Origin of the sequence: Halomonas sabkhae (assembly GCF_030409265.1) — a bacterium.
Taxonomy (GTDB): Bacteria; Pseudomonadota; Gammaproteobacteria; order Pseudomonadales; family Halomonadaceae; genus Halomonas; species Halomonas halmophila.
In genome coordinates this window covers 23,340-46,210 of record NZ_JAUFPM010000001.1, presented here as the reverse complement: position 1 = coordinate 46,210, position 22,871 = coordinate 23,340, and the positions used below count along the sequence as shown (strand labels likewise).

Sequence of the window (22,871 nt, the reverse complement as noted above, 5' to 3'; positions counted from 1 at the left end):
CGGCTCACAAAGCCCCACAGGATAGCGTCACCGAGGGAATTCAGGAAGCGACCGCCTGCTGCTCGAGCTCCTGCTTGAGCGCATCGTCGAGCTCCAGCGCCGTGGCCAGCTGATCGAGCCAGGCCCGCTCCATGGCGTTCTGGTCGTCGATGATGGCGACGCTGACCAGATACATCTCGCGAGCGGCCTGCGGCGAATCGGCCTGCTGCGCCAGGGCAGCGGCATCCAGCGGCGCCTGCAGTTGCTGCTCGACCCACTGGTGCAGCTCGTCGTCGGCACCCAGCTCGTCGATCTGCTCGGCCAGCATGGCGCGTTCCTGTTCATCGATGTGGCCATCGGCCCGGGCGGCCATGATCATCGCCTGAAGCAGCTCCAGGCTGCGCTCCTCCTGCTGGTTGGCCTCGAGCTGCTCCACCGGCTTGCCCTCGCGGGCTTCGTCACCGCCGGCACCACCCCGGGAATTCTGCCAGGCCTTCCAGGCCAGCATGCCGACCCCGGCGATGGCGCCATACTTGAGCGCCTTGCCGCCCATCTTGCGGCCGCGCTTGGAACCCACCAGCATGCCCAGGGCCCCACCGCCCAGCAGCTGCTTGGGGTCGAAGCCGCCGGACTGGCCGCCACTCTTGCCACTACCACTGCCGCTGCCACTCAATTGAGACGACAGGCTGTCGACCATGCCCTTGAGGTCATTGCCGCCGGACGACCGGGAGCTGGAACCGCTGCCGGCCTGCTTCATCAACTGCTTGAGAATAAACTGGGCGTTCATCGCATCCTCCATCACGGATTGGCTCTCGCCTTGGATGCCGAACCGCGGGTTTCGTTTCATTGATGGAGCGAGCATGACGCATCGACACTGCGACTGCCATCGGCATGCACGAAAGTCGCATCAGACGGGCAGTATTGGACTAGCGGCAGCAGAAGCGTGGGCCAAAAAAGCGGGGGGACACAGAGGGCCAAGGGGGCCACAACAGGCCATGGCGGCTAGCGGGTCGAAGCAAACAGGGAGCTGAAATGGAGGCAGCCCCGACAGCCACATCCCGGCACACGCCTCCATCACTACCGTTGCTCCCTTCCGGGCCTGGCGGGGTTTGCGATTTCGCGTTGCGGGAGGACCGACGGGGCCACCACAGACGACAGATTGTTGATGCCGAACTCGAGCTTCCTTCAGGGCGCGTCGAGCGGTGCGCAATATAACAAGCGTGGTGCCCGCGGGCAAGCCATCGGCGGCAGAAATCGCTGCGTTGACGGCTTCGGCGGTCTTTCCGCTCCGAACACACTATGCTGAATATTGGCAAGTACCCGCCGCAGAGACGGCATCGCTTTGTTAACACCGTGGAGGTGTCTATGCAGAAGGATCCCAACAAGGGGTATATCGCCCTGCTGGGCTGGAGCCTGAATGCCATCGAGGCCGCCGAGAAGTTCGATCGTCGCTACGTCATCGTCGCGCCGGACTGGGCCGAGGAATACTGCCAGAAACATGACCTGCCCTATGTGTCCTGGAACTTCGAGCGCTTGAACGACCGCTCCATGGAAATCGCCGAAACCCTGCGCGACATGGGCGTGAACGTGGCGATACCTCTCTACGAGGAAACCGTCGAATGGGCGGGCGCCATCAACTCGGTGCTGCTCGACAACCCGCGCCTGTATGGCCAGTCGCTGTTGCTGCGCGACAAGGCCCTGATGAAGCGCCGGGCACAGCTGGGCGGCATTCGCGTGGGCATTTTCGAGGAAGCGCACGACAAGGACGATGTCATCCGTTTTCTCAAGCGGGTCAACCAGACCCTGCTCAAGCTCGACGGCGATCCCAATGACCCCATTCACCTCAAGGCCTTCGACAAGGCCGGCTGCCTGGGCCATCGCGTGATTCGCACGCCGGACGAGGTCGATACCATTCCCGACGAGGAATTCCCGGTGCTGATGGAGTCCCACCTGGATGGCTGGGAGTTCGCCGTCGAGGCCTGGATTCACGACGGCAAGATCGCCTTCTTGAACATTTCCGAGTACGTCACTCTGGGCTATTCGGTCTATGTGCCGGCCTCTCCCGAGCTGGAACGCTATCGCGAGCAGATCACCCGGCAGATCGAAAAGCTGATCAAGACCTTCGACATCGACTTCGGCCTGATCCACCCGGAATATTTCGTCACCAGCGACGGCGAGATGTACTTCGGCGAGGTGGCCTATCGTCCGCCGGGCTTCAAGGTCTTCGAGCTGCTGGAGCGGGTCTACGGCTTCAATGCCTACCAGGCCAGCATGCTGGTCTTCGATCCCAAGTCCACGCCTGAAGAAGTCGCCGCCTTCTTCCCGAAAGAAGTCGTCGACGCCGATGGCTACGCCGGTTGTTTCGGGGTCTATCCGCGCCTGCGCGTGGTCAGCCGCCTGGAAATCCCCGAGCAGGTCGAGGATCACCCCTACTTCGAGTCCCACGAGCTGACCCCGCCCGTGCAGGAAACGGTCACCAAGCGCACGGCCTTCGGCACCCACTGGGGGCTGACCTACTTCAAGGGCGATGACCCGCACCGCATGCGCGACCTGCTCAAGAGCCTTGAAGAGCTTGATTTTTACGTATAAAGCAGGCGTGATGCGCCAAATCAATGATCGGGAGTCTGCGTGACGACGCCACCTAATCCCCAAAACGGCGAGCCCAGTGTCGATGAGGACAAGCTCGCCGGCCTGTTGGCCAAGCTGGACAGCGCCATCAACCAGCTGGACCAGGCCGCGGCATTCGCCAAACCCGGCAAGCTGGCGCCGGTGCTCGATACCGCCCGCCGCACCATGCTGCAGAATGGCGGCTGCGCGGCGGTAGAGCAACGCACAGCAGCCATGGAGGCCGCCGGTGTGTTCCTGGGCTCGGACTGGGAAACCCCTCAGTTTCTGCTGCCCTCGCTCACCGTCCAGGCCCTGCAGAGCGCCGACCCCAACACCGTGGTCATCGAGGCATTGAGCGAACTGCGCCTTTTGCCGGTGGCCAAGGGCGAAACCACCCATACACAGATCACCACCGAACAGGCCCATCACTATCTGTCGCAGACGATGGCGCTGAACCTGTCGCTGCTGTTCAGCGCCCCCAGCGAGGCCGAGCGGGCCTCCCAGGGGCGTCTGGCCATGCTGCCACGGCAGCTCTTTCAGCACCTGGCGCGGCGCATCGGCTATGAACACATCATCGACCAGCTGATCGAGGAGATCTGGCGCATCCTCAACCAGCGGCCCATCCAGGTCGAACCGGTCAAGCGCATGATCACCCAGATCGCCATCTGTCAGGCCGACCCGGCCATCGACCTGGGCAGCAGCGGCCAGGGCGCGGACCGTCTGGTCAGCTCGTTGTTCGGCCCCACCCAGGCATGCCGCGAGGACCCCGGCATAGCCGTCTATGGCGAGCGCCTGGCGAGCATGGACACCACGGCCCTGCAGGCCGAGGCCACCGGCTTTGCCCGGGCCATGCACGACACCGGCCTGGTCTCGCCCTACCACGCCGTGCTGCTGCAACACCTGAACACCCAGCGCAACGACCACCTGCTCAGCGAGGCCCTGGGGCTCTCGGCCACGGGGCGCGATTGCCTACTGTGCTATCGGCAGCTGACGCATGCCCTGATCCACGATGCCATCCTGCCGCAAACCGCCCAGGCGGCCTATGGCATGGCGCTGATGCTGGAGCGCGGCGTGCTCTATCAGCCGCCGGTGGCACCCGCCATGTGGCGCCAGCTCGGCCTGGTGCTTTCCGAGTGGTCACAGGCGCGCCTCAACCTCGCCTTCGGCGATGAGGTGGCGCCGCAAGCCCGACTGCTGGAGGGCGTGCTGTGCATGCTGGGCCTGCCGCTGGGCGTGGGCCAGGGCAACAATCCGACCTGCCAGTCGGCACGGGCCCTCTCCATGTGGGCCTACAACGATCCGGACTACCTGCTGCAGATGATCGCCTGGGCCGCCCGCGACGATGACATCATCATGCACTTCGAGGGTCAGTCGATCTCCTCCATGGCCTGTCTGTCGGGTGTGGCCACCGAATTGCCCATGGACCTCGATCCGGTGTCGCTGATCGTGGTACCGCACCTGGATCGCATCTATGCCGAGATGGGAAGGCGCTGTGTCGACCGCGAGGGGGACCCCCACCGCTGGGTGAACCCGGAGTTTCATGGCTGGTGGTCGGGGCGCGGCTTTCGCATCAATGTCGACGTGGCCAGCGGCCAGCTCACCGAGCTGGAGCATTTCCTGCGCCACTTCTATGCCAGCTATCACCCGGATTACAACGGCAATCAGCCATTGATTCACCCCCAGCCGGCAGGCATCGCCGTGACCGACAGCGCGGCCCGCTTCATCGGCTGGCATGCCATCAGCATCCTGCGCGCCGGACTCGACCCGGACGGCGTCACGCGCATCTACTTCTACAACCCCAACAACGACAGCGGCCAGAACTGGGGAGACGGCGTGATGGTCAGCACCGCCGGACACGGCGAACGTTTCGGTGAAGCCTCGCTGCCCTTCGACCAGTTCGCCTCACGGCTCTACATCTTCCACCACGACCCGCTGGAACGCGGCGAGCTGGCCCAGGTCCCCGAGAAGGAACTGACACGCGTCATCGGGTACATCGAGCGCAGCTGGGGCGCCGACCGCCTGCCCCCTGGCGAATTGCAGGCTTCCAAGGGCACCACCCCTCCGCCATGATGAGTCACGGATGCTCGGGCGCGTTGCTCTACAGGTGGCGCGCCTCGGGCCGCCAAAACCTCTCGTTGTGACATAATCCCGATTTGTCCGCTGCTGGAATCGATACTCCATGCCTCGCCTCGATCAACTCCTGCTCGGCCAGGGCCTGGCCCGTTCACGCACCCGCGCCCAACGCCTGATTCGCCATGGCCGGGTGCGCCGCGCCGAGGACGGCAAGGTGCTGACCCGCCCCGGCGAGAAACTGGCCGAGACGGTCACCCTGCTGGTCGAGGACGACCCGGAAGAGCGCTATGTCTCGCGGGCGGGCCTCAAGCTGGAAGCCCTGCTGGCAAGCCTGGCGTTACCCCTGGAGGGCCGCGACGTGCTGGACGTGGGCCAGTCCACGGGCGGCTTCACCGATTGCGCCCTGCGCCACGGCGCCCGGCACGTCATCGGCGTCGAGGTCGGTCGCGATCAGCTGGAGGCCGGCCTGCGCGACGACCCGCGAGTGACTTGCCTGGAAGGCCTGAATGCCCGCGCCATGCGCGACGATACCGCCCTGCAGCACGCCCTCGGCCAACACTCGGTGGATATGGCCGTCATGGACGTGGCCTTTATTTCCCAGACCCTGATCCTGCCCGAGCTGGCGGCCATCCTGCCGGCAGGCAGTGAGCTGCTGTCGCTGGTCAAACCCCAGTTCGAAGTCGGCCCCGACGGCGTCAACGCCCAGGGGCTGGTCACCCAGCCCCACCGCTACGCCGATGTCGAAGCGCGCCTACGGGCCGCCTGCGAGGCCAGCGGCTTCAGGGTCCATCACTGGCAGGAAAGCCCGATTCGCGGCGGCGACGGCAATCGCGAGTTTCTGCTGTATGCCGAACGGGGTTGAACGCGATTCCAGGCAGAGGCCGCCCGCAAGCCTCACCACACTGTCAGCTCTGGCTTACATAATATTGCGTGATGGCTTAACCAACTCGGTCCCTTTGGGGCAATAAGCTCCCTTCTAGCAGACAAGCGTGGCATGCGCTCTGACGTTGCCATGGACAGCGGCTGTAAGCTCCGGTCATGAGTTGATCAACTGAACCCTATATGGCTTTCAACCGACTTTGCTTATCTGCTGCCATGAGCGAGACATGTTTGCCTATTCCTCTTGGGCACCAGTGGCGGGTTGCAAGCTTTTCATGGCGCTCTAAACGCTAAATGCAACGCAGCTCAACTGGAAAGGTATATAACCCGAATGTAACGCTGCGCTCGCGACATAGCATTTCATTACGCAAGGGACTGTAAGATGGCATCACTTCACTACCTGACGTCGTGGGCTGCGCTTGCGGCATCCACTGCACTGTTATTATCCGGCTGCGGCAACAACTATCCGGATACAGCTCAAGTCACTCCCGCCAATAGCCAATTAGCCTCCATGGTGGACAATAACCGACAGATGGAGCTTTTTTATCTGACAGACCAGAGTGTCCAAGGTGCGCAACGTCTGGCTGACTTGCGCACAGACGTCAAGGCATACATACGCAACGACGCGAGCACGGGGTATCAAGACCAGATCGACTTCTCTTCAGCCGCAGACAGTCAGGACATCGAAAAACTCAAGAAAGCTCTGGCGGCCTACGACGCCCATGCGCAAGAGTCCGACGGGGCCTGGAAAGAAAAACTCGAAGAAAAACTGGCACCTATTCAGTCCGAACTGGAGACAGCCAAGGCAGCATTGACAAAGGTAACCGACAAGCGAGACGGGTATCGTGACGTCATCCAGCCGGCTCAGACCGAGATCGAGTCGATCCAGAAAAAGATTGATGAAAAAGAAAAACGAATGGACCATCTTGTCAAGCAGGTAGCGGAAAGGTGGAATCAATATATACTCGACAATGACATGGCCATTCGGACGCTGGATGACGACTCCAGCAAAGTCTTTTCCTATTTATACATTGAGCAAGAAGAATGTCAGAAAAATCGCTATGATGACAAGATCACCGTCGACCGAACTGACCAGGATGGACGTTGCTACTATCTAAAGTTACCTGACAAATCCATGAAAAACTCCGAGATTACAGAGGGGTATGCTGAAACCTTCAAGAAGCACATGAAGCTTCAGGAAGAAATTGGCGACCGCTACAATCCCGAGGATGGTTCGCTCAAGGTCAGGCTGAGTCGGGCCAGGGGAAAGCTGGATGATGCCGAAATTCGTGCCGAAAACCGCTATGGCAGTGAGTGGGATTTGAAACGTCAGTACAAGCGGGCAGCTCGCAAGGTGGAAAACCTTGAGAAAGACATCGAGAACATCCAGAGCCCCGCCAGCAAAGAGCGCTTCCTGGACGATTACATGGAGTATGCACGAGTCGTTGTTGAAACTGTGCTTGATGAACATGTATCACGACGCGTCCGGGAGATCTTTTCCTCCACTACGCGCCAGGAAGTGTCGCTGTCAAATGACTTCAAGCTTGAAGAAGAGGCTAAAATTTTAGCCCTGGTTATCCCAACGTCTTCATTTCGTCATGGGAGTGGTCAATTAGTCACCACAGTTGATATGACTCAGCCTGTCGAAACAGATCGCCTCAATATCACCCCGAACGAAAACAACAGCACACATTCAACTGAGCACGACCCTGACCTGCAGGTCATTATAGCGGTGGCTTCGGCCATGCCTGCCTCAGATAGCTGAGCCGTTGAAAAAATCAGATCAGCCAACAAGGAGACACAAGATGAAACTGGGTGACTTCACATCCTTCGAGAAATTTCTCACACCAAAACTTATCACCTTTGGGTATTGGGTAGGTATCATTGTGATCCTCCTCGCAGGAGCTGGAGGTGTCATTACCGCCCTTTTCAGTGGTGAAATCATCTTTCTGGTGATCAACCTGATTGGCATACTGTTAGGGATGATCTTCTGGAGGGTGCTCTGCGAAGGTGCCATCCTGCTCTTCGGTATCTATGATCGACTGGGTGAGGTAAGAGACGGTTTTCAGGGTTCGCATTTAACATCGCGCGATAACTAATAACGACTTCCGCATGCCGCCTGGTAGCCCTTGCGGGCTGCCAGGAGAAACGGGAACAGCAGGAGTGGATTCGCATCGGGGCCAAACGGCGCCTCAAGTAACACCTGACATATCCAGAGTGATCAGGGACGGCCGCTGAGCCATGGGTATAGACAACGCTACATTCAAGCGACAAGAACAACACCTGCAGAGTCAGAAGATCGAGTGAATATGGGCAATACCACTCTACCCAATGGTGCTGGGTCCATCATCACAATCAAACGACATGCGCTCACCGCCCACCACCATCGCCACCTCCCCCGTCGCCACCACTGACATCACCGGGATCACCGGGCGCGCCCGGGGGCGGGTGACTGGGTGGCGGTGTGCTCGACGAACTCGCAGATGGCCGGGACTCCAGTCGCGCCCTGGTGCCGTCGCTGCGGTGCAGCCAGACATCCATCTGATTGAAGGCGATGTTCAGGTCATGCTCGGCCAGCAGCTGGCCGACCCGCGAGTTGATTTCGTCTGTGGCGAACAGCCGATCGCCGAGGCTGTTGACGTAGACACGCAGCTCATACTCCATGGCGCTCTCGGTATAGCGCATGAAGAAGATTTCCGGCGGCGGGTCGCGCAGCACGCGCTCGTTCTCGTCGGCGGCCTGCTGAAGGAGTCGCTGCATCAGCTGCGGTGGCGTGCCGAGTTGCACGCCATAGGTCAGGATCACCCGGGTGATGCTGTCCGACAGCGACCAGTTGATCAGCTGGTCGGTGACGAAGGTCTTGTTGGGGATGATGATTTCCTTGCGATCGAAATCGGTGACCGTGGTGGCTCGGATGCGAATGCGGCTGACGGTGCCGGTGAGATTACCCAGGGTAATGGTGTCGCCGATGCGTACCGGGCGTTCGAAGAGAATGATCAACCCGGAGATGAAGTTGGCGAAGATTTCCTGCAGGCCGAAGCCGAGGCCGACGCCCAGGGCGGCGACCAGCCACTGCAGGTTGCTCCAGGCCACGCCGAGCGCACCGAGTGACATGACCACGCCGGTACCGACGATGGTGTAGGACAGCAGCGAGGTGATGGCATAGGCGCTGCCCTGCTTGAGCTCGAGCCGTGACAGCACCATGACTTCCAGCAGTCCGGGCAGGTTGCGCGCCAGCACCAGGGTCAGGCCGATGATCATCAGGGCCACGATGATATCCGCGACCGACATGGCACCACCGACGATGTCGGCGCCCTGCCCTTCATCCGCAAACAGCATGACCTGTTCCAGATAGCCGAAGACCGTCAACAGATCCGCCCAGACCATGTAGAGCGCGACCAGGAAGCCGATCATCAGCCCCAGCTTGGCCAGCCGCAGGGACTGCTGGTTGACCTGCTGCATGTCCAGCGGCGGTTCCTCGACGATATCGAGGCCGCTTTCTCCCTCGTGTTCCTGCTGGGCGCGGCGTCGTGCCAAGGCACGACGGTAGGCCAGGCGACGGGCGGCCACGGCCAGGCCGCGCACCACCGCCGCCTCGACCAGAATCCAGCCCCCCAGCAGATAGAGCGTCATGACGAAACGGCTGACCAGGCTCAGGGCCGTGTAGGCATAGCCGGAGACGACCAGGCCCGTCAGCACCAGCGGCACGGCGGCCATGGAAAGCCCCAGCACCAGGCGGAACAGCTTGACGCCGAAAAAGGGCGTGTGCGCCAGGATCAGCTTGCCGAGCGACATACTCATGCCGACGAAGCCGACGAGCAATATCAGCATCGCCACCGGCCGCAGGTTGAGGTTGATGCCGGCTTCGCGTGCCGGTGGGGCAATCAGCAGCACCGGAATCATGGCGACCAGCAGCCACCACAGCCAGCGCCGCAGGCGCGCCACATAGCCGGCGGGCCAGTAGAAATGCCGTACCGCCACGCCATCCGGCACCAGCAGGCGTCGTGCCATGGCGACCACGGCCCCGGCCAGGGCGACCTGAACCAGAGAGCCGCCGATCACCGGCGCGGCGCCCTGCCCGCCCCACGACAGCACGGCCGCGACACCCGCCAGCAGCAGCGGCATGGGGGCCGCCAGCAGGGCATTGAGCAGCACCGCCTGGGGCGTGTGTGCCTGACTGTCCGAACGCAGGTGACCTATCTCTTCATGCAGGCGCTGCAGCCGACGCTTGAGCGAACGCCGCAACAGCAGCAACACGCCGCTCATCAGCAACGGCACAATGGCGATCAGGGCGCCGGCATCCGGCAGGGTCCAGCGATGCGGCAGGATCCGGCGCCACTCGCCCTCTCGCCACTCGGTAAGCAGATGCTCGGGCAGCTTGAGCAGCCAGGCAAGATCGAGCGGCCGCGCATTGGCGATCCAGAACAGCTGCTTGTCGATGGTGTCGCGCAGCGAACGGCTGGTAGACAGCAGCTGCTGCTGGTGTAGCTGAAGTTCGATGGCCGAGCTGAGCATTTCGCTGTAGGTCGGCTCCAATTGGTCCATGAGGTCACGACGAGCCTGCAACAGCTGGGTCAGAGGCTGCACCAGTGCCGGCGAGACATCCGTGACACCCGCCTCCTGAAGACGCTGGCGAGCCTGTGCTTCGGCATCCTTGAGCACTTCACTCTGACGTTCCAGCTCGAACTGGCGCAGCCGCCAATCAGCGATTTCATCCTTGAGGCCACCGCGCACTTCGACCCGGGGCAAGGCCTGGCGCTGCTCGCGCAGAATCCGCGACAGCAAGGTGCTGCCGCGGATGGCATCGACATGCTCGTCCAGGCCACGTTGCAGCTGACGCACCTGCTCGAGCTGACGGCGAACGTCCAGCCCCTGGCGCACCAATTCATTGGAGCGACTGGTCATCTGCAGCAGTTCCAGGCTCAGCTCGCGATTGATGCGTTGCGCTTCGCTGATCTGCGGATGCTGTGCCACCTCATCGGGCTCGTCCTGCACGGCATCGGCAATGGCCTGCTCGGAGCGCTCACGACGACGCTCGTCGATCAGGCGTTGCAGTGACAGCAGACGTGCTTCCTGACTGGCGACCTGGCGCTCCAGCAGCGCCCGCCGCTGCCGCTCCAGCTCACGCAGCCGGGTGTTGGTGGCCAGCTCGCGTTGATGCAGCGCCAGCCGCTGCTCGGCCAGGGCGCGCTTCACGCGGGCCTGCAGCATGCGCGGATCACGCTCTTCGACATTCTGCGCGCTCAGGTTTTCGAGGCTACGACGGCTTTGCTCGGCCAGCTCGGTGGCCTCGGCGATGCCCTGTTGTGCACGCTCGGGCAGTGTCTGGGTGCCCAACAGACGCGTCTCGACCTGCGACAGGCGTTCCTGGTCATTGCGCAGCGCCACGCTGGTGGCCTCCAGCCGCTGTTCGAGGGTGGCCAGAGGCAGGGATTCCAGTGACGACAGCGAATCCGCGGGTGTCTCGTCCTCGCTATCCTGCAGCGCCTGCTGCAGCGCTTCGATCTCCTCCGGCGCCTGGTCGATCCGCGACTCGAGCTCGGCGAGACGCGTCCGCGTAGCCTCCAGCGTCGCCAGCTCCTCGAGGGTCGCCTGGAGAATATCGAGCTTTTCCTGGGTCGCCGCATCCACCTGCTGGCCGTCGGCGGGACGCAATTCCTCGAGGCGCTGTTCCAGCGACTCGCGTGTCGGCAAGTCGACCGCCCAGCTCGTCGAGGCCATCAACAGCATCAATAGGCAAACAATGTGCAAGACTCGCTTGCCGGCACGGCGGGAGACTCTGTTCACGGACACCTCGTCATCGGTGACATCACCAGGTTGATTGGATTCTCGGCGCATCGGGTCGGCAAAGCAACGCTTCTCGTCGCCATGACGCCACAGTTGACTTGCCCTGTCGTCATGGTAGAAACGAGGGCCTATATCCCAATCAAGCAGGCGGCGCATGAAGCCATCTCGACTCCTCGTTGTTACCCTGATGCTGGCCGGCCTGTCGAGCCAGGCCCAGGCGGCGGAACCTCTGACCGAAGCCGAGCGCGAGGCCATCGAGTCGCGTATTCAGTCGCTGCAGGCCGAGCTCGGCAAGTTGCGCGGGCGCCTGCAAGGCGACCATGCCACCGGCTCGACCCAGGCGGCATCTTCCACGTCCGCCCAGGCCGGCCAAACAGATGCAGCATCCAGCCAGCGCCCGGCGCAGGACCCCGGGGACCGTCAGGTGGAAGCAGACGGGAGGGACGAGCCGGAACAGCCGCTGGAAGCGTCCGTGGTCACGCGTCGCCTGTTGGAGGAAGAGTCCGAGCAGAACCCTTATGCCATCACCACCCATCGACGTAACTACCTGCTGCCGCTGAGCTACACCAATAGCCCCAACGATAAGGCGTTCGACAGCATCGATGACCAGGCCGATGCCAACCATCTGGAAATGAAGTTCCAGTTCAGCGCCAAGTTCCAGCTGGCGGAAGAGCTGCTGCCGGCGGACGGCGACCTGTTCTTCGCCTATACCCAGCAGAGCTGGTGGCAGGCCTACAATACCGATGCCTCCTCACCCTTCCGCGAAACCAACTATGAGCCCGAGATCTTTGCCGACTTCGACGCGGACTGGACATTCGCCGGCTGGACCAACATCAACAATCGCCTGGCCCTGAATCATCAATCCAATGGCCGCTCCGGCGAGATGTCGCGCAGCTGGAATCGTGTCATCCTGACCAGCACCTTCATCAAGGATGGCTGGGGGGTCTCGCTGCAGCCTCACTGGCGGGTACCGGAATCGGCCGCGGAAGACGATAACCCGGACATCGAGGAATACATGGGCTACGGCGACATTACCGTGGCGCGGCGTTTTTTCGACGACCATGAAGCGAGCCTGATGGTGCGCGGCAACCCCGGCCATGGCAATCTGGGGGCCCAGTTCGACTATTCCTGGCCACTGTTCGGCAAGGTACGCGGTCACGTCCAGTATTACACCGGCTACGGCGACAGCCTGATCGACTATGATCGCAACGTGCATCGCCTGGGGATCGGCTTTAGCCTGAATCCGCTGTTCTCGTCGGGTCTTCTGGAACGCTGACGCCACAACGCCCGAGGTTGCGGGGCAAGCAAAGTGATTGCACCGCTAACGACAACTTCATATGCTGGACACGACCGACACCCGGAGGAAGACCTCATGATGGAAGAAACATCAAGCGGCAGCGAAACACCCGCCAGCTCTCGTACACAGCGCCAGGAGGCCTCCCAGCAACTCAAGGATGACCTCCATCACCTCTCGCGGACAGTCGAGGAACTGGTCAACGCCACGGCCGATGACTCTCGACAGAACGTCAAGGAAATGCGTGCGCGGGCCGAAAAGCGCCTGCAGGATACCCGCAGCCGTCTCGAGGCGCGCGGCGAACACGCCTACCACGAAGCGCGCGACAACGTGACGCGTCAGGCCGACAGCGCGGATCGCTATGTGCATGAGAACCCCTGGACCAGCATCGGCATCGGCGCCGCCGCCGGTGTGGTCATCGGCCTGCTGATCGGACGGCGCTGATGTCGGAGGGCCAGGGACCGGCTCAGCGGCTGTTCGATGCCGGCAAACGGATACTCGGCAGCCTGCTGGCCACCGGCGAGACGCGCCTGCGACTCGCCGTTCTCGAACTGGAAGAGGAACGCGCGCGGCTGGTGGGCATACTGCTGCTCGCCGGGCTGAGCATGATCCTGCTGCTGCTCGGGCTCGGCGCGCTGACCACCCTGGTCATCGTCGCCTTCTGGGAAAGCCATCGCCTCACGGCCATCGCCGTGAGCGCCGGCGTGCTGTTGTTCGGCGGGGCCGGCCTGGCGGCCTGGGTCATGCATCTGGCGCGTCGCCCCACACTGCTGGCCAGCACCCTCAAGCACCTGGCCCTGGACCGTGAACTGGTGGAGTCGCAACGTGAAGCGCCACAACGCCAGCAATAGCCGAGACGCACCGCCGTCTCGCCGACAGCGCAAGGCGGCGCTGGAAGCCACCATCGAAGACCAGCGCCTCGATACCCTGATGGCCAGCGAGCAGTGGCACGATGCCACCAGCCCGCTGGACGACAGGTGGGAGATGCTGAGTCGCCTGCGTACCCCGCTTCTGATCGGCAGTGGCATCCTGCTGACGGTGGTACTGCGTCGCCCGGGGCCGGCCATCAAGGCCGCCAATCGTGTCGCCATGGGGGCCCTGACCCTGAAACGCCTCGGCAAGCTGCTTTCCTGATGCCGGAGGCGGCATGCATCATCTGGTCGTAACAATTGTTTATGTCATTCTTGTTATGATGCGGTGTCAATTAACCAACATATTAATGACACCTCAGGGAGCCACTCACCATGCGCATGCTGGCGCTTTATAGCATCAAGGGAGGAGTCGGCAAGACCGCCTCATCGGTCAACCTCGCCGCTCAGGCCGCTCGTGCCGGCAATCGTGTATTACTCTGGGACCTGGATCCGCAGGCCGCCACCAGCTTTTACCTGCGTACCAAGCCCAAGGTGCGAGGTGGCGTGGAAAAACTGGTCAAGGGCAAGGCCGATCTGGACAAGGTCATTCGTGATACCCAGGTCGATAACCTGGATGTACTGCCTGCCGCCCTGGCATCACGGGACATGGACAACCTGCTGGCCAAGCGCGGCAACAGCCACCTGCGCCAGATTCTCAAGCCGGTGCGCAAGGACTATGACCTGGTCATTCTCGATTGCCCCCCGAGCCTGTCCCACCTGTCCGAAAACATCTTCTCCAGCGTCGATGCCCTCCTGGTGCCGGTGGTTCCCACCACGCTCTCCATGCGCACCCTGGAACAATTGCGCGACTTCCTGGATGAGCAGGAGCTGCCCTGCACCTTCTGGCCCTTCATCACCCTGGCGGACCGGCGACGCAAGCTGCATGTCGAGATGATCGACGAGATGCAGAACGGCTGGCCCCTGATGCTGTCCACGGTCATTCCCGCGGCCAGCGCCGTCGAACGCATGGGGGTGGAGCGTGCTCCGCTGCATACCTTCGCGCCGCGCACCACGGCCTCCCGCAACTACCAGGCCCTGTGGAACGAGATTTCCCAGCGGCTCCAGTAGCGACGCATCCTGCCGTCTGTGTTACCACGCTGGCCCTGGCCGGCTCATTGACGCATGGCCTCGGCCGCTCTGTTCAAGCGCGCCGAGAGGGCATCGATCGCGTCCACGCCACCGGCACCCATGGCGTCATCATAGTGTCGCAGTAAACGGTTGCGATGCGCACTCAGCAGATCCATGAAACCGCGCAGGTGAGCGGGGGCCGTGGCACGCCCCGCCTGGCCTTGCGCGGCCTGGGTCAATCTGACATCAAGCTCCTGGCGACCCTGTTCAAGGGCGGCCGAATGCATGGCAGCCTCGCGCACCAGGTCGTCGTGGAGGACACCGAAGGCATCCTGAAAGTCCTTCATGGCGCGCTCGGCTTGATGGCAATCCGCCGATACCTTGCGCCACGGGCGCAGTAGATAGCGAATGCGCTTGCCGGTGATACGCGGGCGATGCAGCGACTCGGCGTCTTCTACCGAGCCCACTGCCGCGACTTCGGCTTCCAGACGCTCGCGCAGCGCATCCAGCACCTGGGCACTGGCCTCGCCGAAACGCGGCGGGGTCCCTCCCCGCCCCTTCGCCCGCTTCTTCTTGCCACTTGCTTTCCTTTCGGAATCGCCGGCCCGGATCGCCTCGAGCTGCGCGATGAGGCGCTGTTCCAGTTCGGGGAACCGCGACTCGATGGCCTCATGAGCTTCTGTGTAGGCCTCGGCCACCTGTGCCTCCAGGCGCTGCTGCCACCAGCCGGCCGCATGCCGCTCGCGCACCGACAGCTGCGGCTGAATGGTTTCGAGCCAGGCCAGCATCACCTCGCCATCGCGGGCCGCATTGGTGGCCCTGGCCAGGTCGCGTAGATCATGACGCAGCGCCTTGGGCACCCGAATGCCCGGTTGCTGCCGATAGGACTGCAGCCAGGCCCGCAGGCGACGCAGCGCCACCCGGAAATCATGCAGACCCTCGGGATCTTCGGGGTCCATGACCCGCGGCCGCGCACGCCGCGCCTCCTTGACCAGATCCAGCCCGACATCTCCTACCACGCGCTCAAGGCGCCGTTTCTGCAGCGATTTCCCCATGGCTTGCTCCCACGAGTGACTGTTTGTGCAGTATAGAACCTGCCAATGGTGAGCCTTTCACGCTTTCGGCGACCGGCATGCCGGGGCTTGTGGCCTGGCCGGCCGGGCTTGGCGCTGAACTTTGAATAATTCTGAAACCCGCGGCGACGCACCTTCGTATCTGATCGTGCAACTAGCGCCGTTGTCCGGTCATCCCTTGACGATGCCGCAGTGACGCTGAATGTGACTTTTGTCTCAGAAGGAGTAATGCATCATGGCTCATAATGCGCTGACACAAGAACAGCTAGGCTCCGCAAGTGACACCTACACGGCTCTGCAGAATGCCGATGCGTTCTACAAGGTCGATTACTCGGCTCTCAACAGCAGCGGCGTTTCCGGCGGCGCCTTCCTGGCGCTCGATTCCGACACGGACACTCTGACGGTCGTGACCACGGGGATCGGGGTCGAGGCGGGCATGGTCCACCCCCAGCACATTCATGGCTTCGATGCCGCTGAAGATGGCAGCCTGCAAACGTCCGTTTCACCGACACTGGATCAGGATGCGGACGGCGATGGCATCGTCGAGCTGGCCGAAGGCGCCGGTGTTTATGGCCCCATCCAGTTATCCCTGACCAATCCAGCCGGTGGCGCTCTGGAAGACTTTCCGACCCCGGCGGACGATACTTTCGTGCAGACCGCTTCCTACAAGCTGAGCGACATGGCCGCCGGCGAGGACAGCCTGGAAAGTACCCTGAATAACGTTCTGACCATGGACAACCTGGACCAGCGCGAGATCGTGCTGCACGGGCGTTCCCTCGATGGTTCCCAGGGCGAAGGGACCGAGGGTGAAGCGAATGGCACCGCCGGCTATCAGCCGGTATTGCCGGTCGCCGTGGGCGAAATCGAGCGGGTCGATGCCGGCCAGGCCATGGCGGACCTCGAGGATGGCCGGATTGGCGTCTCCAATGCCGTGGTGGCCTTCGATGCCGGCGGCAGCGCGGGGCAGGCCTATCGCCTGTATGACGCGGCCCTGGACCGCGAAGGCGACCAAGGCGGGTTGAGTTTCTACACCAACCAGCTGGATAACGGTGCCAGCCTTGGCCAGGTGGCCAACAGCCTGCTCAACTCGGCCGAGTTCACGCAGAACTTCGGCAGCGTCAATGGCATGAGTGATGCCGAGTACGTCGAGTTCCTCTACCAGAATGTGCTCGAGCGTGATGCCGATGCCGGCGGGGAAGCCTTCTATCTCGAGCAGCTCGGCCAGGGCGCCGGTCGTGGGGATGTGCTGGCCAGCGTTTCGGAAAGCGAGGAGCATCAGGCCAATCTGGTCGGCCAGACGGAAGGAGGCGTACTGCTCGATGGTAGTGTCATGGCCTGATCCGCGACGCACTGCCAGCGGCGAGACCTGATCCGGCGCCTCCCGGGCGGACAGGACCGTTGCCGCCATGCCCCTGCGCCCCCGCACCGACATACCGGCTGCGGGGGCCTTGCGTGTTGCCCCGGCTCATCACACCGCCTGGCCGCAGGCGACGCCAGAAGCCCAGGCCCACTGGAAGTTGTAGCCGCCCAGTTCTCCGGTGACGTCAAGCACCTCGCCGATGAAGCGCAGCTGCGGCAGCCCCTGGACCTCGAAGGTCTTGGAGGACAGGCTCCGGGTATCGATGCCGCCCAGGGTGACCTCGGCGGTTCGCCAGCCCTCGGTGCCGGCGGGCTTGAGTTGCCAGTCATTGAGGTGAGAGGCCCAATCCGACAAGGTGGCGTTGGAACACTCCGCCAGGGGCGCATCGCCGCCATGCCATTCCACCATGGCCTGGGCGAGTCGGCGCGGCAGGCGCTCGGCCAGCCAGGTGCTCAAGCGCCGCTTGGGCGCGTCGCGGCGCGCGGCGGTCAGCGCCTCGAACGCCGGAGTACCCGGCAGCAGGTCGATGGAGAGCGGGTCGCCGCTCTGCCAATAGCTGGAAATCTGCAGCATGGCCGGCCCGGACAGCCCTCGATGGGTAAACAACATGGGCTCGTGATATTCGCCATCGCGACAGCGTACCGCCACCTCGTGGCTGAGACCGGCCAGCGAGGCGGCACGCTCCTTCCACTGCGAGGTCAGCGTGAACGGCACCAGCGCCGCGCGTGTCTCGGTGACCGACAGACCGAACTGGCGGGCAATCTCATAGCCGAAGCCGGTGGCGCCCATGGTCGGGATTGACAGGCCACCGGTGGCCACCACCACCGCCCCCGCCTCGATCGGTCCCAGGCTGGTCGCCAGCCGCATACCCTCGCCCTGGCGTTCCAGCGAGTGCACCGACGTCTTGAGACGTATATCGACCCCGGCCCAATCGCACTCGGTGAGCAGCACGTCCAGCAGCTCCTTGGCGGAGCCGGCGCAGAACAGCTGGCCCGGCGCTTTCTCAACATGCTCGAGGCCATGCCGCTCGACCAGCTCGACGAAATGCTCGGGTCGATATCGCTTCAGGGCCGAGATACAGAAATGCGGGTTACGCGAGAAGAAATTCGCCGGCGTGGTCGCCATATTGGTGAAGTTGCAGCGTCCGCCACCCGACATCAGGATCTTCTTGCCGGGCTTGTTGGCGTGCTCCACCACCAGCACCCGGCGCCCGGCATAGCCGGCCGTCAGGGCACACATCAGGCCGGCGGCCCCTGCCCCGATCACCACCACATCGTATGTCATTGCCTTGCCTTTGCCCCTGGCCACCGCTGTCATTCACTCGTGTGCTGCCGCCTGGTCGATGACCGTATCGCTCACCGACCAGCCGAGCGCGCATTCTAGCAGAGCTGGCTGTCGACAGGCGGAACGCAACTTGTGCATTGTTGCCACACTCTTGCCATCCCCTGGGCACCCCAAACAGGGTACCCTGATGCCTGTGTTGCTCGACCCGGTGCCATGCGAGTGGGCACCGGCACCACCGGGCGGGATGCCCGGTGACTCATCCGCTGGATCAAGCGAGCCTGACATGATCTCGAGACCTCGAACCTCTCCCTGGCGCCGTGCTGTTTGTCTGTTGCTGTTCGGCCTGAGCCTGGCATCGCCAGTTCTGGCCCAGACACCCACCGACCGCGAGCCCACCGCGGTCATCGCCTCGCGTGCCACACAGGACCAGTGGAGCGATCCGCTGGATGCCTTGGGCACGCTCAAGGCCGACGAAAGCGTCACCGTCTCGGCCACGGTGACCGAGACCATCGAGAGTCTCGAGTTCGAGGGCGGCGAGCATGTCGAAGCCGGCGATGTCCTGGTACGCCTCAGCGATGACCAGGCTCGTGCCAACCTGCGAGCCGCCATCGCCCAGCGCGACCAGCGTCAGGCACAGGTGGACCGCTTGAGCCAGCTGCAGCAGCGAAACCTGGGCACCCGCGCCGAAGCCGAGGATAGCCGCGCTCAGCTGCGCCAGGCCCAGGCCGAGGTCGAGTCGCTGCAGGCCCAGCTCGAGAACTACGAGATCCAGGCGCCGTTTTCCGGGGTGGTCGGCTTCCGTCAGGTCAGCGCCGGCACCCTGGTGTCCCCGGGCACGGAGCTGGCCACGTTGGACAAACTCGACCTCATGAAGCTCGACTTCCAGGTTCCCGAGACCGAGCTGGGTTCCCTGGCGCCCGGCATGTCACTGACGGCCAGCAGTGCCGCCTATCCGCAAACCGATTTCCAGGGCGAGATCGCCGCCATTGATCCACGCGTCGACTCGGTCAGTCGCAGCGCTTCGGTGCGCGCGATACTCGACAACCCCGAGCGCCAGCTGCGCCCCGGCATGCTGATGGAGGTCCGGGTCGCGCGGCGCGAACGCCAGACCCTGGTGATTCCGGAAGCCGCGCTGGTTCCCGAGGGAGAGCGACATTATGTGCTGGTGATCAAGGAGGAGGATGAGCGCAAAACGGTCGAGCGCCGCCGCGTGCACATCGGCGAACGCCGCCCCGGCGAGGCCGAGGTGCTCGACGGCCTGACGGCCGGCGACCTGATCGTCAACCACGGTGCCGAACGGGTGCGTGATGGCGATGCGGTGCGCCTGCTCGGCATTGCCGATGACGAGACCTCGGTTCGCGAATTGCTGCGCGCCAATCGCGATGCGGGAGATGCCTGATGCGTCTGTCCGATATTTCCGTCCAGCGGCCGGTACTCGCCACCGTACTGGCGGCCTTGATCGTGGCCTTCGGGGTGCTCGCCCTCGATCGTCTCCCCCTGCAGGAATATCCGTCCATCGACCCGCCGATCGTCAGCATCGATACCGACTATCCCGGCGCCTCGGCGAACGTAGTGGAAACCCGCATTACCCAGGTGCTGGAGGACCGCATCAGCGGCGTCAGCGGCATCGAGCTGATCTCGTCCTCGAGCTCCGACGGCAGCTCGAGCATCACGGTCGAATTCGGTCTGGACAAGGACATCGATGCCGCCGCCAATGATATTCGCGACCGCATTGCCGGCGCCCGGGACAACCTGCCCGATGCCGCCGATGCTACCGAGGTGCGCAAGGAGGATTCCGGCTCGGATATCGTCATCTGGCTGTCGCTGTCCGGCAGTGACTATGCCATCGATGAGTTGACCGACTACGCCGAGCGCTACCTGACCGACCGCTTCTCGGTGCTGGAGGGGGCCTCCCAGGTGATCGTCGGCGGTGGCGAGGAATATGCCATGCGTGTCTGGCTGGATGCCGATGCCATGGCCGCACGCGGCCTGACCGTGAGCGATGTCCAGGACAGCCTGCGCGAGGAAAACGTCGAGCTGCCCGGCGGTTCGGTGGAGTCCGTGGACCGTCAATTCATGGTGCGCCTGCCCCGGGATTTCTCGACCCCCCAGGACTTTCGCGACCTGGTGCTCGCCGAGGACGACAGCGGCTACCTGGTGCGCTTGAGCGATGTGGCAGAGGTCGAGATCGGCGCCGTGGAAGAGCGCTCGATGTTTCGCGGCAATGGCGTGCCCATGGTCGGCCTGGGCATTCGCAAGCAGTCGACGTCCAACGTCCTGGCGCTGTCCGAGGCCGTGAAGGCCGAGATGGAACGCGTGGCCCCCAATCTGCCCGAGGGCATGCAGCTCAAGCTGCACCACGATGCCTCCACCTTCGTATCCAACGCCATCGGCGATGTGGTGAAGACGCTGTTCATTGCCATGGGGCTGGTGGTAGTGGCGATCTTCATCTTCCTCGGCAACCTGCGCACCACCCTGATCCCCGCCGTTACCGTGCCCATTGCCCTGATCGGCACCTTCGCCGCTCTGGCGGCCATGGGTTTCACCATCAACCTGCTGACGCTGCTGGCGCTGGTTCTGGCCATCGGCTTGATCGTCGATGATGCCATCGTGGTGCTCGAAAACATCCACCGGCGCATGCAGGAGCTGGGCGAGAGTGCCCTGGTGGCGGCCTACCGCGGCAGTCGCCAGATCGCCTTTGCGGTGCTCGCTACCACCCTGGTGTTGATCGCGGTCTTCGTGCCGCTGAGCTTCCTGCAGGGCGATATCGGCCGGCTGTTCTCGGAGTTCGCACTGACACTGGCCGCTGCGGTAGCCCTTTCCACCCTGCTGGCCCTGACATTGACGCCGATGATGGCCTCCAAGGTGCTCAAGCGCGACATGCACGAGGGTCGCATCGCGCATGGCGTGCATCGTGCGCTGGATGCCTGTCGGGCCGGCTACCGCGGCCTGCTGGAACGCGTGCTGCGCTGGCGCTGGCTGGTCATGGGGCTGTTCGTCGCCCTGCTCGGCGCCATGGTCTGGCTGAATGGTCAGCTGCCGCGCGAATACACTCCCCGGGAAGATCGCGGCACCTTCTTCATCGTCGTCAATGGTCCACCCGGCGCGACCTACGACTACATGCAGGACTACATGGATGAGATCGAGGCCCGCCTGCTGCCGATGCGCGACAATGGAGAGATCGAACGCATCCTGGTGCGTGCACCGATGGGCTGGGGCGCCATCGAGAACTTCAACAGTGGCATGGTGATCGTCAACCTCAGCGACTGGAGCGAACGCCGCCCGGCCTGGCCGATCATGAACGAGGTCCGCCAGCGCCTCGCCGACCTGCCGGGCATCTCGGCCTTCCCGGTCATGCCCCAGGGCTTTGGCGGGGGCGGCAGTTCCGAGCAGGCCCTGCAGTTCGTGCTGGGCGGCGGCACCTATGATCAGCTCAGCGAGTGGCGCGACACCCTGATCTCTCACATCCGCGAGGACAATCCGCGGCTGCTCAACCTGGACAGTGACTACGAGGAGAACCAGCCACAACTCCGCGTCGACATCGATTACGATCGCGCCGCCGACCTGGGCGTGACCGTCACCGAGATCGGCAGCACCCTGGAAACCCTGCTGGGGGGCCGCACCGTGACGCGCTATGTCGACGATGGCCAGGAATATGATGTCATCCTCGAGGCCGAACGCGGCTCCCGACCCAGCCCGCGTTCGCTGGACAGCCTGATGGTGCGCTCGTCACGCTCCGGCGAGCTGGTGCCGCTTTCCAGCATGGTGACCCTGACCGACTTCGCCGGCCCCAGCACGCTGAACCGCTTCAATCGCGTGCGTGCCATCACCATCCAGGCCAACCTGGCCGATGGTTACCCCATGGGCGAGGCCCTGGACTACATGCAGACGGCCGTTGCCGAGGTCCTGCCCCCCGAGGTGCAGACCGACGTCAAGGGTCAGGCTCGCGACTACCAGGAGGCCAGCGGTGCCACCACCTTCCTGCTGGGCATGGGCGTGCTGGTGGTGTTCCTGGTGCTGGCCGCCCAGTTCGAGAGCTTCATTCATCCGCTGGTGATCATGATCACCGTGCCCCTGGCGATGATCGGTGCCCTGCTCGGCCTGTGGTTGAGTGGTCAGACACTCAACACCTATAGCCAGGTGGGACTGGTGATGCTGGTCGGGCTGGCCGCCAAGAACGGCATCCTGATCGTCGAGTTCGCCAACCAGCTGCGCGATGCCGGGCACCGCTTCCACGAGGCGCTGGTCGAAGCCGCGGTGACGCGCATGCGGCCGGTCATCATGACCGCCGTGACCACCATGGCCGGGGCGATTCCCTTGATCCTGTCCAGCGGCGCCGGTGCCGAGACACGCCTGGTGCTGGGCACGGTCATCCTGTGCGGCCTGGCCACCGCCACGGTCTTCACCCTCTTCGTGGTGCCGGTGGCCTATGACCTGCTGGCTCGCCGCACCGGTTCCCCCGGCGCCGTGGCACGGCGCCTGGATCGTGAAATGGCCGAGCACCCAGCCGGCCATTGAGGGTGCACGTTGCCGACCCAGGGGCCGTCATCGTGGCG

General features: G+C 63.4%; 17 protein-coding genes and 1 other RNA gene. 13 read left to right on the top strand and 5 right to left on the bottom strand.

Features of this window, described 5'->3' with window-relative positions; all coding sequences use genetic code 11:
• Positions 1-40 precede the first annotated feature (40 nt).
• Both QWY79_RS00140 and ffs read right to left on the bottom strand, forming a co-directional pair.
• The gene (locus QWY79_RS00140) at positions 41-766 is read right to left on the bottom strand and encodes a tellurite resistance TerB family protein (protein WP_290268677.1); all 726 of its coding nucleotides are present in this window, start codon (positions 764-766) and stop codon (positions 41-43) included.
• Positions 767-1,021: 255 nt separating this feature from the next.
• Positions 1,022-1,118: signal recognition particle sRNA small type (ffs, locus tag QWY79_RS00135), an RNA gene on the bottom strand.
• A gap of 226 nt (positions 1,119-1,344) precedes the next feature.
• On the opposite strand from ffs, the gene QWY79_RS00130 reads away from it, so the two are divergent.
• The 5 genes from QWY79_RS00130 to QWY79_RS00110 all read left to right on the top strand — a co-directional run bounded on the left by QWY79_RS00130 (position 1,345) and on the right by QWY79_RS00110 (position 7,637).
• Positions 1,345-2,568 (top strand): ATP-grasp domain-containing protein, encoded by a 1,224-nt coding sequence (locus QWY79_RS00130; RefSeq protein WP_290268675.1) that lies wholly within the window; start codon positions 1,345-1,347, stop codon positions 2,566-2,568.
• A 39-nt stretch (positions 2,569-2,607) separates the two neighbouring features.
• A complete protein-coding gene (locus QWY79_RS00125; RefSeq protein ID WP_290268673.1) occupies positions 2,608-4,656 on the top strand; it encodes a hypothetical protein in 2,049 nt (682 codons plus the stop codon).
• Between the two features lie 109 nt (positions 4,657-4,765).
• Positions 4,766-5,521: a TlyA family RNA methyltransferase gene (locus QWY79_RS00120; RefSeq protein ID WP_290268671.1), complete on the top strand. Its 756-nt coding sequence runs from the start codon at positions 4,766-4,768 to the stop codon at positions 5,519-5,521.
• 399 nt (positions 5,522-5,920) lie between these two features.
• The gene (locus QWY79_RS00115) at positions 5,921-7,303 is read left to right on the top strand and encodes a coiled-coil domain-containing protein (protein WP_290268669.1); all 1,383 of its coding nucleotides are present in this window, start codon (positions 5,921-5,923) and stop codon (positions 7,301-7,303) included.
• Positions 7,304-7,343: 40 nt separating this feature from the next.
• The gene (locus QWY79_RS00110; RefSeq protein WP_290268667.1) at positions 7,344-7,637 is read left to right on the top strand and encodes a DUF4282 domain-containing protein; all 294 of its coding nucleotides are present in this window, start codon (positions 7,344-7,346) and stop codon (positions 7,635-7,637) included.
• Between the two features lie 271 nt (positions 7,638-7,908).
• Here QWY79_RS00110 and mscK read toward each other — a convergent pair whose 3' ends face one another.
• Positions 7,909-11,325, bottom strand: a complete 3,417-nt coding sequence (mscK, locus tag QWY79_RS00105; protein WP_290268665.1) for a mechanosensitive channel MscK — start codon at positions 11,323-11,325, stop codon at positions 7,909-7,911.
• Between the two features lie 154 nt (positions 11,326-11,479).
• Between mscK and QWY79_RS00100 the strand changes: the two genes are divergently transcribed.
• The 5 genes from QWY79_RS00100 (at position 11,480) to QWY79_RS00080 (ending at position 14,598) form a co-directional block, all read left to right on the top strand.
• Positions 11,480-12,601 carry a phospholipase A gene (locus QWY79_RS00100; protein ID WP_290268663.1) on the top strand — a complete coding sequence of 374 codons (1,122 nt, stop codon included), beginning with the start codon at positions 11,480-11,482 and terminating at the stop codon, positions 12,599-12,601.
• A gap of 99 nt (positions 12,602-12,700) precedes the next feature.
• Entirely contained in the window at positions 12,701-13,063 is a 363-nt protein-coding gene (locus QWY79_RS00095) for an ElaB/YgaM/YqjD family protein (protein WP_290269102.1), read from the top strand.
• Positions 13,063-13,470, top strand: coding sequence for a phage holin family protein (locus QWY79_RS00090; protein WP_290268661.1), 408 nt, complete (start codon positions 13,063-13,065; stop codon positions 13,468-13,470). Before QWY79_RS00095 ends, QWY79_RS00090 begins: the two co-directional genes overlap by 1 nt.
• Positions 13,445-13,753: a YqjK-like family protein gene (locus QWY79_RS00085; RefSeq protein WP_290268659.1), complete on the top strand. Its 309-nt coding sequence runs from the start codon at positions 13,445-13,447 to the stop codon at positions 13,751-13,753. The genes QWY79_RS00090 and QWY79_RS00085 overlap by 26 nt, the downstream gene beginning before the upstream one ends.
• A 110-nt stretch (positions 13,754-13,863) precedes the next feature.
• Complete coding sequence (locus QWY79_RS00080; RefSeq protein ID WP_290268657.1) at positions 13,864-14,598, top strand: ParA family protein; 735 nt, start codon at positions 13,864-13,866, stop codon at positions 14,596-14,598.
• A gap of 44 nt (positions 14,599-14,642) precedes the next feature.
• Here the strand turns inward: QWY79_RS00080 and QWY79_RS00075 are convergent, their stop codons facing one another.
• Positions 14,643-15,653, bottom strand: a complete 1,011-nt coding sequence (locus tag QWY79_RS00075; protein WP_290268655.1) for a CHAD domain-containing protein — start codon at positions 15,651-15,653, stop codon at positions 14,643-14,645.
• Between the two features lie 253 nt (positions 15,654-15,906).
• Between QWY79_RS00075 and QWY79_RS00070 the strand changes: the two genes are divergently transcribed.
• Positions 15,907-17,010, top strand: a complete 1,104-nt coding sequence (locus QWY79_RS00070) for a DUF4214 domain-containing protein (RefSeq protein ID WP_290268654.1) — start codon at positions 15,907-15,909, stop codon at positions 17,008-17,010.
• 129 nt (positions 17,011-17,139) lie between these two features.
• Here QWY79_RS00070 and QWY79_RS00065 read toward each other — a convergent pair whose 3' ends face one another.
• Positions 17,140-18,315: a BaiN/RdsA family NAD(P)/FAD-dependent oxidoreductase gene (locus QWY79_RS00065; protein ID WP_290268652.1), complete on the bottom strand. Its 1,176-nt coding sequence runs from the start codon at positions 18,313-18,315 to the stop codon at positions 17,140-17,142.
• A gap of 283 nt (positions 18,316-18,598) precedes the next feature.
• Here QWY79_RS00065 and QWY79_RS00060 point away from each other — a divergent pair, with 283 nt between their 5' ends.
• Both QWY79_RS00060 and QWY79_RS00055 read left to right on the top strand, forming a co-directional pair.
• Positions 18,599-19,714, top strand: a complete 1,116-nt coding sequence (locus tag QWY79_RS00060) for an efflux RND transporter periplasmic adaptor subunit (RefSeq protein ID WP_290268650.1) — start codon at positions 18,599-18,601, stop codon at positions 19,712-19,714.
• Entirely contained in the window at positions 19,714-22,833 is a 3,120-nt protein-coding gene (locus tag QWY79_RS00055) for an efflux RND transporter permease subunit (protein WP_290268648.1), read from the top strand. Before QWY79_RS00060 ends, QWY79_RS00055 begins: the two co-directional genes overlap by 1 nt.
• The last annotated feature ends 38 nt before the right edge of the window (positions 22,834-22,871 follow it).